This is a genomic window from Erwinia sp., from assembly GCF_031978025.1.
Lineage (GTDB): Bacteria > Pseudomonadota > Gammaproteobacteria > Enterobacterales > Enterobacteriaceae > Erwinia.
In genome coordinates this window covers 1-21,448 of sequence record NZ_DALZCD010000017.1, presented here as the reverse complement: position 1 = coordinate 21,448, position 21,448 = coordinate 1, and the positions used below count along the sequence as shown (strand labels likewise).

17 protein-coding genes and 2 pseudogenes are annotated in these 21,448 nt (G+C 54.3%); 15 read left to right on the top strand and 4 right to left on the bottom strand.

What is annotated here, in order from left to right; translation table 11 throughout:
• Positions 1-226: 226 nt before the first annotated feature.
• A complete protein-coding gene (locus RTK32_RS02610) occupies positions 227-1,384 on the top strand; it encodes a CdaR family transcriptional regulator (protein WP_312041962.1) in 1,158 nt (385 codons plus the stop codon).
• A 165-nt stretch (positions 1,385-1,549) separates the two neighbouring features.
• Here RTK32_RS02610 and RTK32_RS02605 read toward each other — a convergent pair whose 3' ends face one another.
• The 4 genes from RTK32_RS02605 to map form a co-directional block, all read right to left on the bottom strand.
• On the bottom strand, positions 1,550-1,942 hold the full coding sequence (locus RTK32_RS02605) for a DUF3461 family protein (RefSeq protein ID WP_312041961.1): 393 nt from the start codon (positions 1,940-1,942) through the stop codon (positions 1,550-1,552).
• A 302-nt stretch (positions 1,943-2,244) separates the two neighbouring features.
• Positions 2,245-3,069, bottom strand: coding sequence for a 2,3,4,5-tetrahydropyridine-2,6-dicarboxylate N-succinyltransferase (gene dapD, locus RTK32_RS02600; RefSeq protein ID WP_312041960.1), 825 nt, complete (start codon positions 3,067-3,069; stop codon positions 2,245-2,247).
• A gap of 91 nt (positions 3,070-3,160) precedes the next feature.
• On the bottom strand, positions 3,161-5,794 hold the full coding sequence (gene glnD, locus RTK32_RS02595; protein ID WP_312041967.1) for a bifunctional uridylyltransferase/uridylyl-removing protein GlnD: 2,634 nt from the start codon (positions 5,792-5,794) through the stop codon (positions 3,161-3,163).
• 520 nt (positions 5,795-6,314) lie between these two features.
• A complete protein-coding gene (gene map, locus RTK32_RS02590) occupies positions 6,315-7,109 on the bottom strand; it encodes a type I methionyl aminopeptidase (protein WP_312041959.1) in 795 nt (264 codons plus the stop codon).
• 330 nt (positions 7,110-7,439) lie between these two features.
• On the opposite strand from map, the gene rpsB reads away from it, so the two are divergent.
• The 14 genes and pseudogenes from rpsB to lpxB form a co-directional block, all read left to right on the top strand.
• Positions 7,440-8,165: a 30S ribosomal protein S2 gene (gene rpsB / locus RTK32_RS02585; protein WP_253455193.1), complete on the top strand. Its 726-nt coding sequence runs from the start codon at positions 7,440-7,442 to the stop codon at positions 8,163-8,165.
• 206 nt (positions 8,166-8,371) lie between these two features.
• Positions 8,372-9,223, top strand: a complete 852-nt coding sequence (gene tsf, locus RTK32_RS02580) for a translation elongation factor Ts (RefSeq protein WP_312041958.1) — start codon at positions 8,372-8,374, stop codon at positions 9,221-9,223.
• Between the two features lie 145 nt (positions 9,224-9,368).
• Positions 9,369-10,094, top strand: a complete 726-nt coding sequence (gene pyrH / locus RTK32_RS02575; RefSeq protein WP_312041957.1) for a UMP kinase — start codon at positions 9,369-9,371, stop codon at positions 10,092-10,094.
• Positions 10,095-10,212: 118 nt separating this feature from the next.
• Positions 10,213-10,770, top strand: coding sequence for a ribosome recycling factor (gene frr / locus RTK32_RS02570; protein ID WP_125289093.1), 558 nt, complete (start codon positions 10,213-10,215; stop codon positions 10,768-10,770).
• A gap of 124 nt (positions 10,771-10,894) precedes the next feature.
• On the top strand, positions 10,895-12,097 hold the full coding sequence (gene ispC, locus RTK32_RS02565) for a 1-deoxy-D-xylulose-5-phosphate reductoisomerase (RefSeq protein ID WP_312041956.1): 1,203 nt from the start codon (positions 10,895-10,897) through the stop codon (positions 12,095-12,097).
• Positions 12,098-12,264: 167 nt separating this feature from the next.
• Positions 12,265-13,017, top strand: a complete 753-nt coding sequence (gene ispU, locus RTK32_RS02560; RefSeq protein WP_312041955.1) for a (2E,6E)-farnesyl-diphosphate-specific ditrans,polycis-undecaprenyl-diphosphate synthase — start codon at positions 12,265-12,267, stop codon at positions 13,015-13,017.
• Positions 13,018-13,035: 18 nt separating this feature from the next.
• Entirely contained in the window at positions 13,036-13,890 is an 855-nt protein-coding gene (cdsA, locus tag RTK32_RS02555) for a phosphatidate cytidylyltransferase (protein ID WP_312041954.1), read from the top strand.
• Between the two features lie 8 nt (positions 13,891-13,898).
• Complete coding sequence (rseP, locus tag RTK32_RS02550; protein WP_312041953.1) at positions 13,899-15,248, top strand: sigma E protease regulator RseP; 1,350 nt, start codon at positions 13,899-13,901, stop codon at positions 15,246-15,248.
• Positions 15,249-15,301: 53 nt separating this feature from the next.
• A pseudogene (gene bamA, locus RTK32_RS02545) lies at positions 15,302-17,704 on the top strand (outer membrane protein assembly factor BamA).
• Positions 17,705-17,864: 160 nt separating this feature from the next.
• Positions 17,865-18,362 (top strand): molecular chaperone Skp, encoded by a 498-nt coding sequence (gene skp, locus RTK32_RS02540; protein WP_312041952.1) that lies wholly within the window; start codon positions 17,865-17,867, stop codon positions 18,360-18,362.
• A 3-nt stretch (positions 18,363-18,365) separates the two neighbouring features.
• Positions 18,366-19,387, top strand: a pseudogene (lpxD, locus tag RTK32_RS02535) (UDP-3-O-(3-hydroxymyristoyl)glucosamine N-acyltransferase).
• 172 nt (positions 19,388-19,559) lie between these two features.
• A complete protein-coding gene (fabZ, locus tag RTK32_RS02530; protein WP_024965665.1) occupies positions 19,560-20,015 on the top strand; it encodes a 3-hydroxyacyl-ACP dehydratase FabZ in 456 nt (151 codons plus the stop codon).
• 3 nt (positions 20,016-20,018) lie between these two features.
• Positions 20,019-20,807, top strand: coding sequence for an acyl-ACP--UDP-N-acetylglucosamine O-acyltransferase (gene lpxA, locus RTK32_RS02525; RefSeq protein ID WP_312041951.1), 789 nt, complete (start codon positions 20,019-20,021; stop codon positions 20,805-20,807).
• 4 nt (positions 20,808-20,811) lie between these two features.
• The coding region (gene lpxB / locus RTK32_RS02520; protein WP_312041950.1) for a lipid-A-disaccharide synthase at positions 20,812-21,448 on the top strand (637 nt) is incomplete at its 3' end.

The window sequence follows — 21,448 nt, the reverse complement described above, 5'->3', positions numbered from 1 at the left end:
TCCATCCCTTCGCTTATTTTTACACGCTGGATCACGCCTGGTGCATTTGCATGATATCGCCATTCCAGCCTGCGGATGCTGGCCTGCAAGATCAACCTCTGGTTAACAATGCCTTTCCATCCCTTCGTTTATTTTTACACTCTGGATCACGCCTGGTGCATTTGCATGATGTCGTCCTCCCAGCCTGCAGGTATGCTGGCCTGACAAGACATTTCAGGAGTGACGGATGGCCACCTATCATCTTGATGCCCGCCTGGCGCAGGAAATTGTTGCGCGCACCATGAAAATAATTGACAGCAATGTCAATGTGATGGACGCGCGTGGCCGCATCATCGGCAGCGGCGATCGGGAACGTATTGGAGAAATGCACGAAGGCGCGCTGTTGGCGCTTTCTCAGGCGCGGATCGTGGATATTGATGAGGCAGTAGCCAGGCATCTGCACGGTGTTCGGCCCGGCATCAATCTGCCTATGCGCATCGACGGTGAGATTGTCGGCGTCATCGGCCTGACCGGCGAACCAGAATTCTTGCGGCACTATGGCGAGCTGGTTTGCATGACGGCTGAAATGATGCTGGAGCAGGCGCGACTGCTGCATATGCTGGCGCAGGACAGCCGCCTGCGTGAAGAACTGGTATTAAATCTGATCCGCAGCGACACGCTTTCTCCAGCGCTGACGGAATGGGCACAGCGTTTACGCATCGATCTGAACCAGCCGCGCGTGGTGGCGGTGGTAGAGGTTGACAGCGGCCAGCTTGGTGTAGACAGCGCTATGTCTGAACTGCAACAGCTTCAGACGCTGCTGACCACGCCGGAGCGGGACAACCTGATCGCCATCGTTTCGCTGACCGAGATGGTGGTGTTGAAACCGGCTTTTAACTCGCACGGACGTTTTGATGCGGAAGATCACCGTAAACGCGTGGCGCTTTTGCAGTCCAGAATGAAAGAAAACGGGCATCTGCGGATGCGTATTGCGCTGGGCAACTTCTTTACCGGGCCGGGCAGCATTGCCCGCTCGTATCGCACCGCACGTACCACCATGCTGGTAGGTAAGCAGCGCATGCCGGAAGAACGCAGCTATTTCTATCAGGATCTGGTATTGCCGGTGCTGCTGGATAGCCTGCGCGGCGGCTGGCAGGCGGGGGAACTCTCCCGGCCGCTGGCGAAGCTTAAAACCATGGATAATAACGGGCTACTGAGAAGAACGCTGATTGCCTGGTTCAGCCATAACGTGCAGCCTTCAGCCACGGCGAAAGCGCTGTATATTCATCGAAATACGCTGGAATATCGGCTTAACCGTATCTCTGAGCTGACGGGGCTGAATCTGAGCAGTTTCGATGACAGGCTGCTGCTTTACGTGGCGTTACAGCTGGATGACGAAGCCTGATGCTGAGGGGGAAAAATGAATTTATCCAGGCCGAGGCATGGGGAAGCCTGAAAGGTAGCGAGCAGAGAGATAAAAAGGACGTAGATCCAAGCAGGGGGCGATACGCAAAAAGAAGGCTCCATACGCATGAGACGGATTGCGTCACGGAGCCATAAAAATCGCCTTTTAGCGGCTGTTACGCGTCAGTTTTTCCAGATCGGCTTCGATTTCCTGGATCTTATTAGTCACTACGCCTTCCAGATGACGCAAGTCGTCCAGGATTTTGCGCTTCAGATCCACTTCTACCTGATCGCGCTGGCAAATCTGATCCAGCTCGTCGATCACATAACGCAGGTTAGGACTGATCTCCTGGATCTCTTTAAATCCCTGGCTGACGTTATCGGCCACCACGGTTTTGCGCTGGCGCGGATATTTAAACTTCACGCTTTTCGCAAAAAATTCGCCCTTGTCTTTGCGAAAGTAGATTTTCAGAATGTCATTGCTGGCTTCCTGACGCAGGCTGTAGCGATCGATGTCGTCGGGATTGGCGATGCCTAAACCTTTCAGATTGTCATACATAAGATTTTTCCTGTACGGGAGAAGAGTCATTCGGCTGCGCTTTACAAATACTTCGGATGCAAGGTGCGGCTTGCCAGCGGTCGTACGCTGCCCATCCTGTTTTTGCCAGGCTTGCTCGTCCCGTGCTCAGCTGAGTATATGTGAAAATCTGAAAAAGGGCGGGGAGCCTGTACGCTTGTTGGCGCGGATTATCGCCTGGTTATTGTGCAATAGCATTACTTATTTTTTCAGGGAAAACATCTTTATAACACGCAGGTGTAAAGAAAAGATGACGGGCCGACAGCAGCGGCCCGGCAGGGAAATCAGTCGATAGTGCGCAGCAGTTCGTTGATACCCACTTTGCCACGGGTTTTGGCATCTACTTTCTTCACGATAACCGCACAGTACAGGCTGTAGCTACCGTCTTTTGAAGGCAGGTTACCGGAAACCACCACGGAGCCTGCAGGCACGCGGCCATAATGCACTTCGCCGGTTTCACGATCGTAGATTTTGGTGCTCTGGCCGATATAAACGCCCATAGAAATCACCGCGCCTTCTTCAACAATCACGCCTTCCACAATTTCAGAGCGCGCGCCGATAAAGCAGTTATCTTCAATAATGGTTGGGTTAGCCTGCAAAGGTTCCAGCACGCCGCCGATACCGACGCCGCCTGACAGGTGCACATTTTTACCAATCTGCGCACAGGAGCCGACGGTCGCCCAGGTGTCCACCATAGAGCCTTCATCAACGTAGGCCCCGATATTGACATAAGAAGGCATCAGGACGGTGTTACGCGCAATGAAAGCCCCCTGACGAACGGCCGCTGGCGGCACCACGCGGAAACCTTCTTTTTTGAAGCGCGCATCGTCATAGTCGGCGAATTTCATTGGAACTTTGTCATAATAACGGCTTTCTGCACCCTCAATCACCTGGTTGTCATTGATGCGGAAAGAGAGCAACACGGCCTTTTTCAGCCACTGATGCGTCACCCACTGGCCGTCGATCTTCTCAGCCACACGCAGTGCGCCACTATCCAGTAGCGCGATAACCTGGTTAACCGCTTCCCGCGTGACGGTATCGGCATTGGCTGGGGTGATCTCGGCGCGGCGCTCAAAGGCGCTCTCAATAACACTCTGTAACTGTTGCATTAATTAAGCTTTCCTGTGTCAAATCATGTTTCGGGTCGCGCCTGAAGCCAGGCGGCTGCGTGCCCGAAAACGGGGTAAAAGTAAATCCTGGTCACACTTTATCGTTTGGATTAAGGGCCTCTGTCAACCGTTGTTGCAACTCGTGACGCAATTCACGGCTGAGTGCCCGCCGATCGCTATTCGCCAGAATAAACAAATCCTCAACGCGCTCGCCGATGGTACTGATACGTGCACCATGCAGCGACACATTCAGATCGGCGAAGATCTCCCCTACGCGCGCCAACAGCCCCGGCTGATCCAGTGCGATCAGTTCCATATAGGTCCGCCTGTCCGTATGGCTCGGCAGGAATTTAACCTCGGTATCCACGCTAAAATGTTTTAGCCTGGCCGACTGGCGACGCGCTCTGGCCGGCTGGAAGCTGGTTTGTCCGATGGCCTGATCGAGTGCCTGGCGGATTGCCTCATGGCGATCCGGAGCCAGCGGACTGCCGTCCGGCTCCAGCACGATAAAGGTATCCATCGCCATGCCGTCCCGGCTGGTAAAGATCTGTGCGTCGTGCACGCTGAGGTTGCGTCTGTCCAGTTCACCCGCCACGGTAGCGAAAAGATAAGGGCGGTCAGGGCTCCAGATAAAAATCTCCGTGCCGCCGCGCGTCGCCTGAGGGCTAAGCAGCACCAGCGGTTTTGACAGGTCGTGTTCCATTAAATGGCGGGCATGCCAGGCCAGCTGGTTTGGCGTATGGCGCAGGAAATAATCCGCTCTACAACGTGCCCAGATATCGCGTAACGCCTGTTCATCCAGGTTGTCCATACGCAGCAGCGCCAGCGCCTGCAGACGATGATGGCGGACACGCTCACGCAGGTCGGGACTGTGCTCCATCCCGCGCCGCAGCTGTTTCTCAGTGGCAAAGAACAGCTCACGCAGCAGACTCTGCTTCCAGCTGTTCCACAGCGTTTCATTGGTAGCGCAGATATCCGCTACGGTCAGACAGACCAGATAGCGCAGCCGATTTTCATTTTGCATCACCTCCGCGAACTGCTGGATTTCAGTGGGATCCTGGATATCGCGACGCTGCGCCGTGACCGACATCAGCAGATGGTGACGCACCAGCCAGGCGACCAGCTGCGTTTCCCGTGAATTCAGGCCATGAAGCTCGGCGAACTCCAGCGCATCCTGTGCACCCAGCACGGAGTGATCGCCGCCGCGCCCTTTGGCTATATCGTGAAACAATCCGGCCATCAGCAGCAGTTCTGGCTGCGGCAGGCGCGGCCAGATCTCTACGCAAAGCGGATGGCGTGGTCGGGTCGCCTCATTAGCGAAGCTTTCCAGTTTTTGCAGGACGCGGATAGTATGTTCATCCACGGTGTAGGCGTGAAAGAGGTCAAACTGCATCTGGCCGACGATATTGCCCCACTGCGGCATATAGGCCCACAGTACGCTGTGACGATGCATCGGCACCAAGGCCCGACTTACCGCGCCCGGATGCCGCAGAATCGACAGAAACAGCTCCCGCGCTTTGGGAAGCGTGCACAGAGGCTGCTGAAGATGTCGACGGGCGAAGCGCAGCTGGCGCAGCGTAGTAGAATAAATTCCGGTAATATTCGGCATGCGCACCATGGTGTAAAACATGCGCATGATGGCCACCGGATCGTTGGTGAACAGCGTCTCGTCAATCAGATCGATTAAGGTGCCACGCAGCTGAAATTCACTGTCAATGGCACGAGGCTTTTCATCCTCGCCCAACGCCAGAATCGCCTCGTCAAACAGCTGCAGCAGCATCTGGTTCAGCTCGCCGATACGACCGGTGACGCGATAAAAATCTTTCATCATTCGTTCGACCGGCTCGTTGCCTTCGCCCTGGTAGTTCAGGCGCTGTGCCACGTTCAGCTGGCGATCGAACAACAGCCGGTTATCGTAGCGGCTGAGCGTCAAATGCAGCGCGAAGCGGATACGCCAGAGCAGGGACTGGCACTCATTCAGCTCATTGCGCTCGGCCTGCGTCAAAAAGCCGAAACCGACCATTTCATCGAGCGATGTGGCACCAAAATGACGACGCGCTACCCACAATAGCGTATGAATATCGCGCAGGCCGCCGGGGCTGCTTTTGATATCCGGCTCCAGGTTATAACTGGTGCCATGGTAGCGCTGATGGCGCTCCTGCTGCTCGGCGATTTTGGCCGCGAAAAAGCGGTCGGAAGGCCAGAAGCCTTCGCTAAACACATTTTTCTGCAGCTCAAGAAACAGCGCAACGTCGCCGGTAAGCAGACGTGATTCAATCAGGTTGGTGGCGACGGTAAGGTCTGACAGCCCTTCCAGCAGGCACTCTTCCAGCGTCCTGACGCTGTGGCCCACTTCCAGTTTAAGATCCCACATCAGCGTAAGAAGCTCGCTGGTGCGCTGAGCATCTTCTTCGGAAAGAGGGCGACGGCTCAGGATCAGCACGTCAATATCCGACAGCGGATGCAGCTCGGCCCGCCCGTAGCCGCCAACGGCTACCAGCGCGATATCCTGCTGCTCCGGGAAACCATAAAAGCGCCACAGTCGACGCAGTAATCGGTCAATAAATAGCGTGCGGGCGGCAATAAGCTGCTCAACATTTTCTTGCGCATCAAAGGCCTGCCCTAACCATTGCTGAAAATCTTCCAGGTGCTGTTTCAGCGTATCGCGCGTCAGTTCCGCATCTGTCCATTCGGCAGGAGAATATGCCTGCCCGTCATCTTTCATGGTGGTGTTCACGCCAGCGCTCCCGCATTCTCTGCCGCACAAAGATAAGCAGTGACAATAGCGTTTACCGGCAGTGGAGATCAAAAGAAACCAATAGTTATCAGGCAGCTTTTTTATCGGTACGCCGTCCGGCAAAGCGGTAAGAGCGTGAACCGGAAAGTTTGGGGCTTACCTTACTGACAGAGGTTGGAATACGTAGCGATCGCTCTTTACATCCGGTGACAGGCGCAGGCGTGGCGGGGATAATCATCAGCAAGAGAATGGCTTTTTTATTAATGGCTTATGTAACATCTCGTCTGTCTCGCCTCGTAAAGAGAGGCCAGCCCGCCAGGTACAGAAGCCTCTCGCTTCGTAAAGAGACGAATCAACAGGTTAACCGGGTAAACGTGTTCGTTAACTTAAGCAGGGCAGAAAGCCCATCGGGCGGCATTAAAAGCGGACAGAAACCGCAAAGAAGCGGCCGAAAGAAGAAAGATGTTGGCCCGGCAGCAAGGCAGGCTGCCGGGTTATATCGTAAAAACTACGCGTCAGCGGTCAGGATAGCTGAAATAGTGTCGTCTTTACGCAGCGTCATAATCTCGCAGCCGGTTTCCGTCACTACGATGGTGTGCTCATATTGAGCGGAAAGGCTGCGGTCTTTGGTTTTCACCGTCCAGCCATCTTTCATGCTGCGGATGCGGTAATCGCCTGCGTTGACCATTGGCTCGATAGTAAAGGCCATGCCGGCCTGCAGCACCACGCCGCCGTCGTCCGCATCGTAATGCAGTACCTGAGGCTCTTCGTGAAAGCCTTTACCGATACCGTGACCGCAGTACTCACGCACTACCGAAAAGTCCTGAGCTTCAACAAATTTTTGGATCTCACGGCCAAGGGTGCGCAGACGAATGCCGGGCTTAACCATGCGTAGGGCCAGATAGAGGCTTTCCTGAGTAACACGACACAGGCGCTCGCCCTGGATAGTCGGCTTCCCAACGATATACATTTTAGAGGTATCGCCGTGGTATTCATCTTTAATGACGGTCACGTCGATATTCACAATATCGCCATCCTTCAGGATTTTGTCATCGCTGGGGATACCGTGACACACCACCTCATTGACGGAGATGCAAACGGATTTAGGGAAGCCATGGTAGCCCAGACTGGCCGAAACGGCTTTCTGAGTGTTAACGATATAGTCATGACACAGGCGATCGAGTTCGCCGGTGCTGACGCCTGGCTGGACATGCTCTTCGATCATTTCCAACACTTCTGCCGCCAGGCGACCGGCTACACGCATTTTCGCCATTTCTTCAGGGGTTTTGATTGTAATTGCCATTAATTTAGTCCGCAGCTGTCGCTATTTTCGACAATAATAAAGGAAGTGCAGCAATGTTAGCAGCCCACCTGGCCGCTGCCAATTCCCGTTTACGGCACGGGAGGTAAAGCTAACAATCATTGGCTTCACCTGCGTCTTTATGGTATAAAGCGCGCCGACGATTCTCTGTGAGCAAGATTGCAGAGAAACGCATAACTCTCACTATGTGTAAATAACACACATGTATCGACACGTACGCCGGGGTGCCTTAAAGCGCTGCGCAAGCGGCCCGAGAGGTCGGTCGTATGGGATACATGGAGGCTTAACCCCAATCAATTTACAGAGGTAATCATGGCAACTGTTTCCATGCGCGACATGCTCAAGGCTGGTGTACACTTCGGTCACCAGACCCGTTACTGGAACCCAAAAATGAAGCCATTCATTTTCGGCGCTCGTAACAAAGTTCACATCATCAACCTTGAAAAAACCGTACCAATGTTCAACGAAGCTCTGGCTGAACTGAACAAAATCGCTGCCCGTAAAGGCAAGATTCTGATCGTTGGTACCAAGCGCGCGGCAAGCGAAGCGGTAAAAGAGTCTGCGCTGAGCTGTGACCAGTTCTTCGTAAACCATCGCTGGTTAGGCGGCATGCTGACTAACTGGAAAACCGTTCGTCAGTCCATCAAACGTCTGAAAGATCTGGAAACTCAGTCTCAGGACGGCACTTTTGACAAACTGACCAAAAAAGAAGCGCTGATGCGTGCTCGTGAACTGGCCAAGCTGGAAAACAGCCTGGGCGGTATCAAAGACATGGGCGGCCTGCCAGACGCGCTGTTCGTTGTCGATGCTGACCACGAACACATTGCTATCAAAGAAGCAAACAACCTGGGCATCCCGGTTTTCGCTATCGTTGATACCAACTCTGATCCAGACGGCGTTGACTACATCATCCCAGGCAACGACGATGCAATCCGTGCTGTAAGCCTGTACCTGACCGCTGTGGCTACCACCGTACGTGAAGGTCGCTCTCAGGACCTGGCTCAGCAGGCAGAAGAAAGCTTCGCTGAAGCTGAGTAATAAGGTTTGCTCCATAGAGAGCCCTTATACCCGTCAGGGTAAAATCAGATGTTAATCTGTAAGGGGCCTTAATTGGCCCCTTTATTTTGAATTCGCTTTGCCGCTGGTGACCCATCGGCGGGGCAATATTTCTCCCGAGAAACAGGCATCTGTTGTGGCGCCATCAGGCGAACCGGGCAGATGCTGAGCTAACCGAGGATTCGAGAATGGCTGAAATTACTGCTGCTCTGGTAAAAGAACTGCGCGAGCGCACTGGCGCTGGCATGATGGATTGTAAAAAAGCGCTGACCGAAGCTAGCGGCGACATCGAGCTGGCAATCGAGAACATGCGTAAATCTGGCGCGATCAAAGCGGCGAAAAAAGCAGGCAACGTGGCTGCTGACGGCGTGATCAAAACCAAAATCGACGGCAACTACGGCGTGATTCTGGAAGTTAACTGCCAGACCGACTTCGTGGCCAAAGATGGCGGTTTCCAGGCATTCGCTGACAAGGTGCTGGATGCGGCTGTTACCGGCAAAATCACCGACGTTGAAGTGCTGAAAGCCCAGTTCGAAGAAGAGCGCGTGGCGCTGGTAGCGAAAATCGGCGAGAACATCAACATCCGTCGTGTCGCTACGCTGGAAGGCGATGTGCTGGGCAGCTACCTGCACGGCGCACGCATCGGCGTGCTGATCTCTGCAACCAACGCTGACGAAGAGCTGGTTAAGCAGCTGGCCATGCACGTTGCAGCAAGCAAGCCAGAATTCGTTAAGCCAGAAGACGTGTCTGCGGACGTGGTAGAAAAAGAATACCAGGTTCAGCTGGATATCGCGATGCAGTCCGGTAAGCCGAAAGAAATCGCAGAGAAAATGGTTGAAGGCCGCATGAAGAAATTCACCGGCGAAGTTTCTCTGACCGGTCAGCCTTTCGTGATCGACCCGTCTAAAACCGTTGGCCAGCTGCTGAAAGAGCAGGGCGCTGACGTGGTTAACTTCATCCGCTTTGAAGTGGGCGAAGGTATTGAGAAAGCTGAGACCGACTTCGCAGCAGAAGTTGCGGCAATGTCTAAGCAGTCTTAATCGTTTGACCAGAACCGCCATCCGGCGGTTCTTTTTTATCTGCCGTATCCGGCAATTTTCAGCCTCATCCCAATAGCATTTTCTCACTACTCGCGGGATGATAGCGCAGATTTAACTCCTCAATACTGCTTCCAGGAAAAAAACCATGGCAACCAATGCAAAACCTGTTTATCAACGTATCCTGCTGAAACTGAGCGGCGAAGCTCTGCAAGGCGCGGAAGGCTTCGGTATCGACGCCAGCGTGCTGGATCGTATGGCTCAGGAAGTGAAGGAACTGGTTGAGCTGGGTATTCAGGTAGGTGTGGTTATCGGTGGTGGCAACCTGTTTCGCGGTGCGGGCCTGGCACAGGCCGGCATGAATCGCGTGGTGGGCGACCACATGGGTATGCTGGCAACCGTGATGAACGGTCTGGCAATGCGTGATGCGCTGCACCGCGCCTACGTGAATGCTCGCCTGATGTCAGCTATTCCGCTGAACGGCGTGTGCGATAACTACAGCTGGGCAGAAGCGATCAGCCTGCTGCGTAACAATCGCGTGGTGATCTTTTCTGCCGGTACCGGCAACCCGTTCTTTACTACAGATTCAGCAGCCTGCCTGCGTGGCATCGAGATCGAAGCGGACGTTGTCCTGAAAGCGACCAAGGTCGACGGCGTTTATTCAGAAGATCCGGTCAAAAACCCGGACGCTACGCTCTACGATCAGCTGAGCTATACCGAAGTGTTGGAACGTGAACTGAAAGTCATGGATCTGGCTGCCTTTACGCTGGCCCGTGACCATAACCTGCCAATTCGCGTCTTCAACATGAACAAGCCGGGTGCGCTGCGCCGCGTCGTGATGGGTGAAAAAGAAGGCACCCTGATTACGCAATAATGTCCGTTAGCACGTAAAATAAGGTATATTCTGCCTTTGTAGTGCGTTACGCACGCTAACAGATAGCTAACAGGCTCTGCTGAGCCTGTCAGGTTAACCAGAATTCAAGGGTTACAACGTGATTAACGAAATCAGAAAAGATGCTGAAACGCGCATGGACAAGTGCCTGGAAGCATTCAAAAACCACATCAGCAAAATCCGTACCGGCCGCGCATCGCCAAGCATTCTTGACGGTATTATGGTCGATTACTACGGCTCCGCCACGCCGCTGCGTCAGCTGGCCAGCGTGACCGTAGAAGACTCCCGCACGCTGAAAATCAACGTATTTGACCGCTCTATCAGCGCGGCCGTTGAAAAAGCGATCATGGCCTCCGACCTGGGTCTGAACCCAAGCTCAGCGGGCAGCGATATTCGCGTACCGCTTCCGGCACTGACGGAAGAGCGTCGTAAAGACCTGATTAAAATCGTGCGTGGCGAAGCCGAGCAGGGTCGCGTTTCCGTACGTAACGTACGTCGTGACGCCAACGATAAAGTTAAAGCGCTGCTGAAAGATAAAGAAATCAGCGAAGATGAAGAGCGTCGTTCTCAGGATGATATCCAGAAGATGACCGACGTATTTATCAAGAAAGTAGATGCCGCGCTGGCAGAAAAAGAAGCGGAGCTGATGGACTTCTGAGTCGATCCGCACCGTGACTTAACGCCGTACAGATTGCCTTCTCCAGAGGGTAGCCTTACGGCGTTTTGCATTTAATTCACCGGCTGGCAGCTTATGGTCGCCGGTCACTACACAGAGCACCTTCATGAAGCAACTGACCATTCTCGGTTCCACCGGTTCAATCGGTACCAGTACGCTGGCCGTTATTAAAGCGAATCCCGATCTGTTCGCCGTTAAGGCGCTGGTGGCCGGGCGTAACGTTGGGCTGATGGCGGAACAGTGTCTTACTTTTCGACCCGCCTGGGCCGCAATGGCAGACGAAACGTCCGCGCGCGAGCTGCGGCTGCGGCTGAAAGAGCTGAACGTGTCAACGGAAGTGCTGAGCGGCGAGCAGGCAGCCTGCGATCTGGCCGCGCTGGACGACGTGGATCAGGTTATGGCAGCAATTGTTGGCGCAGCGGGCCTGCTGCCCACGCTGGCGGCCATACGCGCCGGTAAGGCCGTGCTGCTGGCTAATAAAGAGTCGCTGGTCACCTGCGGCCAGCTGTTTCTGGAGGCGGTCAGCGAATGTAAAGCGCAGCTGCTGCCGGTGGATAGCGAGCATAATGCCATTTTTCAGAGTTTGCCCGCTTCCCTCCAGCGCCAGTTAGGATACGCTTCTCTACAAGATAATGGCATCGACAGCATTATTCTTACGGGATCGGGTGGCCCTTTTCGTGAAACGCCGCTGGCTGACCTGGCGCTAATGACGCCGGACCAGGCCTGCGCGCATCCGAACTGGACGATGGGGCGGAAAATCTCCGTCGATTCGGCCACCATGATGAATAAAGGTTTGGAATATATTGAAGCCCGCTGGCTTTTTAACGCGACCGACGCGCAGATGGAAGTTGTACTGCATCCGCAATCGGTGATCCATTCTATGGTGCGCTACCGTGACGGCAGCGTTATCGCACAAATGGGATCGCCGGATATGCGTACGCCTATCGCTCATGTCATGGCCTGGCCGCAGCGTGTGCCCTCCGGCGCAAAACCGCTGGATTTCACCCGCATGGGCGCCCTGACGTTTGGCGAGCCGGATTACGCGCGCTACCCCTGCCTCAAGCTGGCTATTGATGCCTGCAAAACAGGGCAGGCTGCCACCACCGCGCTGAATGCCGCCAATGAGATTGCCGTAGCCGCTTTTCTTGATGCGCAAATTCGTTTTACCGATATTGCGCACGTGAACATGAGCGTGCTGGAAACGCTTTCCTGTCGCGAACCAGAGAGCGTAGAAGCGGTACTGGATATCGACAGACGCGCGCGCGCTGCCGCAAAAGTTTGTCTGGCACGCTTTCCCGTCACGCGTTAACCAGTGCGCGTTTGTGGGGCAGGGGTGGAGGTGTTACAATCTGCGCCCGTCCTGAAAACGACGTAGCGATACAGCGACCGCCGTGTTCGACACGGCTTTTTTACGTCAAGCGGGCAAACTATTTCAGAAACCGTCGTATTTCTGATTAAAGGAAATAATTACGCGTTATGTCGTCCGAAAATCAAATAAAAACCGATGACCAGTCGGGAGATAATCCCCGTCACGTGGCCATCATTATGGATGGCAATGGCCGCTGGGCCAAAAACCAGGGGAAAATGCGCATTACCGGCCACAAAGCGGGCGTGAAGTCCGTGCGTCGTGCGGTAAGCTTTGCCGTCAGCAATAAGCTGGATGCGCTGACCCTGTATGCCTTCAGCAGCGAAAACTGGAACCGTCCTCCGCAAGAGGTCATGGCGCTGATGGAGCTTTTTATGTGGGCTCTGGACAGCGAGGTGAAGAGTCTCCATAAACATAATGTTCGTCTGCGAATTATTGGCGATACGGGCCGATTTAACGCCCGTTTGCAGGAGCGTATCCGGCGCGCCGAAGAACTGACTCAGCAAAATAATGGACTTACCCTGAACATTGCCGCGAATTATGGCGGACGTTGGGATATTATTCATAGCGTCAGGAAAATTGCAGAACAGGTACAGGAAGGTCTGGTTCGTCCGGATCAAATCGAGGAAGACACCCTCGCACAGTACCTTTGTCTCAACGATCTGGCGCCTGTGGATTTGGTAATAAGGACAGGGGGAGAGCATCGAATCAGTAACTTCTTGCTGTGGCAGGTTGCCTATGCAGAGTTCTTTTTTACCGATGTTCTCTGGCCTGATTTTGATGAACAAGTTTTTGAAGGTGCACTGAATGCGTTTGCACAACGAGAGCGTCGCTTTGGCGGCGCAGCACCCGGCGGCGCCTGAGCGCACTGGGGGTAATCCTTGCTGAAGTCACGCCTGATTACCGCATTGATACTTATCCCGATTGTGATTGCGGCCTTATTTCTGTTGCCGCCGGCCGGTTTTGCTATCGTCACGCTGGTCATCTGTATGCTGGCAGCCTGGGAATGGGGCCAGTTTGCTGGCCTGGCTTCAGGTTCGCAGCGCATCTGGCTCGCGGTACTGTGCGGGCTACTGCTGTCAGTCATGACGTTTACGCTACCTGCCTGGCACCCCGTTCATCTCCCCCTTATTGCGGGCTCGCTCTGGGCGTCGCTGGGATGGTGGATAGTCGCGCTGCTGCTGGTGCTGACCTATCCTGTCTCGGCGGCACTGTGGCGCTCGTCTCGTGCTTTACGCCTGCTGTTTGGCATTCTGACCATCGTGCCTTTCTTTTGGGGGATGGTAGCGCTACGCCAGTATCATTACGACAGCGACCATTTCGCGGGCGCCTGGTGGCTGCTCTACGTGCTGTTTCTGGTGTGGGGTGCAGATTCCGGCGCCTACATGTTTGGTCGCCTCTTCGGCAAACATAAGCTGGCACCTAAAGTGTCGCCGGGAAAAACCTGGGAAGGATTCTTTGGCGGTCTGGTCACGACGGGCGTGATCGCCTGGCTGTTTGGCCTGTGGGCGCCGCTGAGCGTATCACCTGTCACCTTGCTGACCTGCTCGATTGTCGCTACGTTGGCCTCCGTATTGGGGGATTTAACCGAAAGCATGTTCAAGCGTGAAGCCGGCATCAAAGACAGCGGGCAGCTTATTCCTGGTCATGGTGGTATTCTGGATCGTATCGATAGTCTGACGGCGGCAGTACCGGTCTTTGCCTGCCTGCTGTTGCTGGCTTTCGGCACGCTATAAGGGACGTTATGTTGAGTATACTCTGGAGCCTTGGGGCCTTTATCGTTGCGCTGGGCATTCTGATTACCGTGCACGAATTTGGCCATTTTTGGGTAGCACGCCGCTGCGGCGTTAAAGTTGAACGCTTCTCGGTCGGCTTTGGCAAAGCATTGTGGCGGCGTCGCGATAGCCAGGGTACCGAGTATGTTATTGCACTGATCCCGCTGGGCGGCTACGTGAAGATGCTCGACGAACGTGTCGAAAGCGTGCCGCCTGAGCTTCGCCATCTCTCCTTTAACAACAAAACCGTTGCGCAGCGTGCCGCTATTATCAGCGCCGGACCCCTGGCTAATTTCCTGTTTGCCATCTTTGCTTACTGGCTGGTTTTTATCATCGGTGTGCCTGGCGTTCGGCCGGTAGTTGGCGAAATAGTAAGCGGCTCGCAGGCGGCAGAGGCGCAAATTGCGCCTGGAATGGAACTTAAAGCCGTTGATGGTATCGAAACGCCTGACTGGGAAGCTGTGCGAATGGCGCTGGTAGCGAAAATTGGCGACCAGCAAACGACGCTCAGCGTGGCGCCTTTTGGCTCGAACCAGGTGAAGGACGTCCGGCTTGATTTGCGTAACTGGCATTTTGCGCCTGACAGAGAAGATCCGGTTGCTTCTTTGGGCATGCATCCTCGGGGCCCACAGGTCGAAACCGTGCTGGCGGACATTCAGACCGGCTCGGCTGCGGCAAGAGCAGGTTTGCAAGCGGGCGACAGGATCGTTAAAGTCGGGGGTCAGCCGTTAGCTCAGTGGCAGCAGTTTGTCGCCGAAGTTCGCGACAGTCCGGGCAAACCGCTGAAGGTAGAAGTGGAGCGACAGGGCGCCTTCATAGACCTGACGTTGACGCCGGATAGTAAGCCGGGGAACAAAGTGGAAGGATTTGCGGGCGTTGTCCCACGTATCGTTCCGCTGCCGGATGAATATAAAACGGTTCGCCAGTATGGGCCGTTTGCGGCCGTTGGTGAGGCCAGCGTGAAGACCTGGCAGCTGATGAAGCTGACGGTGACCATGCTGGGCAAGCTGATAGTTGGCGAAGTGAAGTTGAATAATCTCAGCGGGCCGATTTCGATCGCCCAGGGTGCTGGGATGTCGGCGGAATATGGCTTGATTTATTACCTGATGTTTCTTGCGCTGATAAGCGTGAATCTTGGGATTATCAATCTGTTCCCCTTGCCGGTATTAGATGGTGGACATTTGCTGTTTCTGGCGATCGAAAAGATCAAAGGTGGGCCGGTGTCTGAGCGAGTTCAGGACTTCAGTTATCGCATTGGCTCGGTTTTGCTGGTGCTGTTAATGGGGCTTGCACTATTCAATGATTTCTCGCGTCTCTGACAGAATCAAACCTGTCCGATGTGAGAACCAGTTAGGAAGAATGCATAACAACGATGGCGATGAAAAAGTTGCTCATAGCGTCGCTGCTGTTTAGCAGCGCCACCGTATACGCGGCAGATGGCTTCGTGGTGAAGGATATCCATTTCGAAGGCCTGCAGCGAGTCGCCGTCGGGGCGGCATTGCTCAGTATGCCTGTCCGCGTAGGAGATACCGTCTCCGATGATGATCTCAGTAATACCATCCGCGCCCTTTTTGCGACCGGGAACTTCGAAGATGTTCAGGTACTGCGCGACGGCAATACGCTGATCGTTCAGGTGAAAGAGCGTCCAACCATTGCCAGCATCACCTTCTCCGGCAACAAAGCGGTGAAGGATGACATGCTTAAGCAGAACCTTGAAGCCTCAGGCGTGCGCGTGGGCGAAGCGCTGGATCGCACCACTATCTCGACTATCGAGAAAGGGCTGGAAGACTTCTACTACAGCGTCGGTAAATATAGCGCCAGCGTCAAAGCTGTGGTTACGCCGCTGCCGCGTAACCGTGTCGATCTGAAGCTGGTCTTCACCGAAGGCGTCTCGGCAAAAATTCAACAGATTAACGTGGTCGGTAATAAGGCCTTCAGCTCGGACGAGCTGATCTCCCGCTTCCAGCTGCGTGATGAAGTGCCGTGGTGGAACCTGGTCGGTGACCGTAAATACCAGAAGCAGAAACTGGCAGGCGACCTGGAAACCCTGCGTAGCTTCTATCTGGATCGCGGCTACGCGCGCTTTAACATTGATTCTACGCAGGTCAGCCTGACGCCGGATAAAAAAGGTATCTACATCACCATCAACATCACCGAAGGCGATCAATACAAGCTTTCCGGCGTAGTGGTGAACGGCAGCATGGCGGGGCATTCGGCAGAAGTAGAATCCCTGTCCAAAATTCAGCCGGGCGAACTCTATAACGGTGCCAAAGTCACCAAAATGGAAGACGACATCAAGAAGATGTTCGGTCGCTACGGTTATGCCTATCCGCGCGTCATGACGCAGCCAGAAATCAACGATGCGGATAAAACCGTCAAGCTGCACGTTAACGTAGACGCGGGCAATCGCTACTACGTGCGTAAAGTGCGTTTTGAAGGCAACGACACCTCAAAAGATTCCGTTTTGCGCCGCGAAATGCGCCAGATGGAAGGGGCATGGCTGGGTAGCGATCTGGTCGAGCAGGGCAAAGAGCGCCTGAATCGTACCGGCTACTTCGAAACGGTTGAAACCGATACGCAGCGCGTGCCTGGCGCTCCCGATCAGGTGGACGTGGTCTACAAGGTTAAAGAGCGCAATACCGGTACCTTCAACTTCGGTGTCGGTTACGGTACGGAAAGCGGCGTTAGCTTCCAGGTTGGCGTGACGCAGGAAAACTGGCTGGGCACCGGTAATACCGTGGGCATCAGCGGCACCAAAAATGATTACCAGACCTATGCTGAATTCTCACTGACCGACCCGTACTTTACGGTCGACGGTGTCAGCCTGGGCGGCCGCGTCTTCTACAACGACTTTAAAGCGGATGACGCGGATCTGTCTGACTATACCAACAGAAGCTATGGTCTGGACGGGACGCTGGGCTTCCCGGTTAATGAAAACAACACGCTGCGCGTGGGCCTGGGCTATGTCCATAACGACCTGTCTAACATGCAGCCGCAGATTTCAATGTTCCGTTATCTGCGCTCCGTGGGACAGAATCCAGACCAGAACAAGGATGCTGAATATTCAGCAGACGACTTCACGTTTAACTACGGCTGGACGTATAACACGCTGGACCGCGGCTTCTTCCCAACGTCGGGTAACCGTACCAACCTGAATGGTAAAATTACCATCCCAGGGTAAGACAATGCCTTCTATAAAGCGACGCTGGATACGCAGCAGTATATGCCGCTGAATCAGGATCGTACCTGGGTACTGTTGGGACGTGGGCGTGTAGGTTACGGTGATGGGCTGAGCGGCAAAGAACTGCCGTTCTACGAGAACTTCTATGCGGGTGGTTCAAGCACCGTACGTGGTTTCCGCTCCAATACCATTGGACCAAAAGCGGCCTATTACAATAACAACTCCAGCACCTGTTCAACGGGAACGCTGTGTGATTCCAACGATGCCGTGGGCGGTAACGCCATGGCGACAGCCAGCGCTGAGCTGATTACGCCAACGCCGTTCCTTAGCGAAAAATACGCTAACTCCGTGCGTACCTCACTGTTTGTCGATGCCGGTACCGTGTGGGATACCGCATGGGAAAATACCGCAGAGACGCGTGCAGCAGGCATCCCGGATTACAGCGACCCGGGCAATATTCGTATGTCCGCCGGTTTGGCGCTGCAGTGGATGTCGCCACTGGGGCCACTGGTGTTCTCATATGCTCAGCCGTTTAAGAAATATGATGGAGATAAAGCCGAGCAGTTCCAGTTTAATATTGGTAAAACCTGGTAAGCTGCTACGCTTTGCAAACTTTGAGAAAAGCGCTGTCTGACTTTTCTCAACGCTCGCGGTGTGATACCGCGAGTATCGCGCCGTTCACGGGCAGCCTCGTGCTGCCTTAACGCGCAACACATGTGTCTTTGACACAAACGTTGATGGTAAGGAGTTTATAGTGAAAAAGTTGTTGTGTGCCGCAGGCCTCTCTCTCGCTCTGGCAGTTTCCGCTGGCGCTCAGGCTGCTGATAAAATTGCAGTGGTAAACGTTTCCAGCATTTTCCAACAGTTACCGGCGCGTGCGACAGTTGCGAAACAGCTTGAAAACGAGTTTAAAGGCCGTGCAACTGAACTGCAGGGAATGGAACGCGATCTGCAAACTAAAATGCAGCGTCTGCAGCGTGATGGTTCTACCATGAAAGCAAGCGAGCGCAGCCGTCTGGAAAAAGACGTGATGGCACAGCGTGAAACCTTCTCCAGCAAAGCGCAGGCTTTCGAGCAGGATAACCGCCGCCGTCAGGCCGAAGAGCGTAACAAAATCCTGAGCCGTATTCAGGATGCCGTGAAAAAAGTGGCGTCTGACGAAGGTTACGATGTCGTGGTCGATGCCAATGCCGTGGCTTATGCCAGCTCATCTAAAGACATCACTGCTGATGTTCTGAAACAGGTTAAATAATCAATGTCTTCAATTCGACTGGCTGATTTAGCCCAGCAGTTGGATGCAGATTTGCACGGAGATGGCGATATCGTCATCTCCGGCATTGCTTCTATGCACTCCGCCCAATCCGGTCAAATCACCTTTCTTGCCAACAGTCGCTATCGCGAACAGCTTGCGACCTGCCAGGCTTCCGCCGTGGTGCTACAGGCTGCGGACATAGAATTTTGCCAGAGTGCCGCTCTGGTAGTGAAAGACCCTTATCTGACCTATGCGCGTATGGCGCAGATTCTGGACACCACGCCTCAGCCAGCGACGAATATTGCGCCAGGCGCAGTTATCGACGCGACGGCGAAGCTGGGTAACAATGTTTCCGTCGGCGCGAACGCCGTTATCGAATCTGGCGTCGAGCTGGGTGATAACGTAGTGATTGGTGCCGGCTGCTTTATCGGTAAAAAACCCGCATTGGTGCAGGTACGCGCCTGTGGGCCAACGTTTCCGTTTATCACGAAGTGCAAATCGGCGAAAACTGTCTGATCCAGTCAGGCACCGTCATCGGCGCGGACGGCTTTGGTTACGCCAACGATCGCGGCAACTGGGTGAAAATTCCCCAGCTGGGTACGGTCATTATTGGCGATCGCGTAGAGATTGGCGCCTGTACCACTATCGATCGCGGCGCGTTGGATAACACTCAGATTGGGAATGGTGTTATCATTGACAACCAATGCCAGATTGCACACAACGTGGTGATTGGCGACAATACTGCGGTAGCAGGCGGCGTGATCATGGCCGGTAGCCTTAAAATTGGCCGCTACTGCATGATTGGCGGCGCCAGCGTGATCAACGGCCACATGGAAATATGTGACAAAGTGACGGTAACGGGGATGGGAATGGTTATGCGACCAATCACGCAACCTGGGGTATACTCGTCCGGGATCCCGCTGCAACCGAATAAAAACTGGCGTAAAACCGCCGCACTGGTCATGAACATCGATGAGATGAGCAAGCGCTTAAAAGCTGTTGAGCGTAAAGTCAGCGCGGAGTAAGCGTCTGGTTGTTGAACGGCCTTCACTATTCCGCCGCACCTTGTGGAATATAAAAAGAATGCTAAGCATGGAAGGCTGGTGCACGGAAACTGATTTGCGGCCTGCGGACGAGTGACTCGTTGCAGGCCGTGTTATTGATGCCATCAGAATTTTTTAGGACAGGAAGAGTATTTTGACTACTGAAACTCATACTCTGAAAATTGAAGAGATTATTGAACTGCTGCCGCACCGTTACCCGTTTCTGCTGGTCGATCGCGTACTGGAATTTGAAGAACACAAGTTTCTGCGTGCGGTAAAAAACGTATCGGTCAACGAACCGTTTTTCCAGGGCCATTTCCCTGGTAAACCGATTTTTCCAGGCGTGCTGATTTTAGAAGCCATGGCGCAGGCGACCGGTATTCTGGCGTTTAAAAGCGTGGGCAAACTTGAGCCAGGCGAACTGTACTATTTTGCCGGTATTGACGAGGCTCGCTTCAAGCGTCCGGTCGTTCCAGGCGATCAGATGATTATGGAAGTCACCTTCGAGAAAACCCGCCGTGGTCTTACCCGCTTTAAGGGCGTGGCGACCGTTGACGGTAAAATTGTCTGCGAAGCAACCATGATGTGTGCCCGCAGCCGGGAGGCGTAATTCGTGATTGATGAAACTGCTGTTATCCACCCCAGTTCTGTGATTGAAGAGGGCGCCATTATTGGCGCTCGCGTGCATATTGGCCCGTTTTGCTTTATCGGCGCTGACGTCGAGATTGGCGAAGGCACGGTGCTGAAATCGCATGTAGTCATCAATGGCCACACTAAAATTGGTAAAGAGAACACGATTTACCAGTTTGCTACCATTGGCGAAGCTAACCAGGATCTGAAATATGCTGGCGAGCCAACCCGCGTGGAAGTTGGCGATCGCAACAGCATTCGCGAAAGCGTGACCATCCATCGCGGCACCTCGCAGGCGGATGGTCTGACTAAAGTGGGCAGTGATAACCTGCTGATGGTCAATGTGCACGTGGCGCACGACTGTATCATTGGCGATCGCTGCATCCTTGCCAATAACGCTACGCTTGGCGGCCACGTCACCGTGGATGACTTTGCCATTATTGGCGGGATGACAGCCGTTCATCAGTTCTGCATTATTGGCGCACACGTGATGGTAGGCGGCTGTTCTGGCGTCGCTCAGGACGTACCGCCTTTCGTGATCGCCCAGGGCAACCACGCCACGCCGTTTGGTATCAACCTGGTTGGCCTGCAGCGTCGTGGCTTCAGCAAAGAAGCGCTACATGCGATCCGCAACGCTTATAAGGTGCTTTATCGCAGCGGTAAGACGCTGGACGAAGCGAAGCCGGAAATTGCCGACATCGCTCGCGAGCACCCTGAAGTGCAGCCTTTCTTTGATTTCTTCGCCCGCTCAACCCGGGGTCTGATCCGTTAAGCCCATGCCTCAACCATTAACGATAGCCCTGGTCGCCGGAGAAACCTCCGGCGATATTCTTGGTGCCGGTCTGATCCGCGCCCTGAAGAGCAAGCATCCGGATACGCGCTTTGTCGGCGTTGCCGGGCCGCTAATGCAGGCGGAAGGCTGCGAAGCCTGGTACGAAATGGAAGAGCTGGCGGTGATGGGCGTTGTGGAAGTGCTGGAGCGCCTGCCGCGCCTGCTGAAAATTCGCCGCGATCTGACGCAGCGATTCAGCGAGCTTAAGCCGGATGTTTTTGTCGGCATCGATGCGCCAGACTTTAATATCACGCTGGAAGGCCGCCTTAAACAGCGTGGCATCCGCACTATCCACTATGTCAGCCCCTCCGTATGGGCGTGGCGACAGAAGCGCGTCTTTAAGATCGGCCGCTCTACCGATCTGGTGCTGGCCTTTTTACCGTTTGAAAAAGCCTTTTACGATCGCTATAACGTTCCCTGCCGCTTTATTGGCCATACAATGGCCGATGCGATGCCGATCGAGCCGGATAAACGTGCCGCGCGACGGGAGCTGGGCATTGCGGAAGAGGTGCCCTGTCTGGCGCTTTTACCAGGTAGCCGCAACGCAGAAGTAGAAATGCTCAGCGCCGATTTCCTGCGTA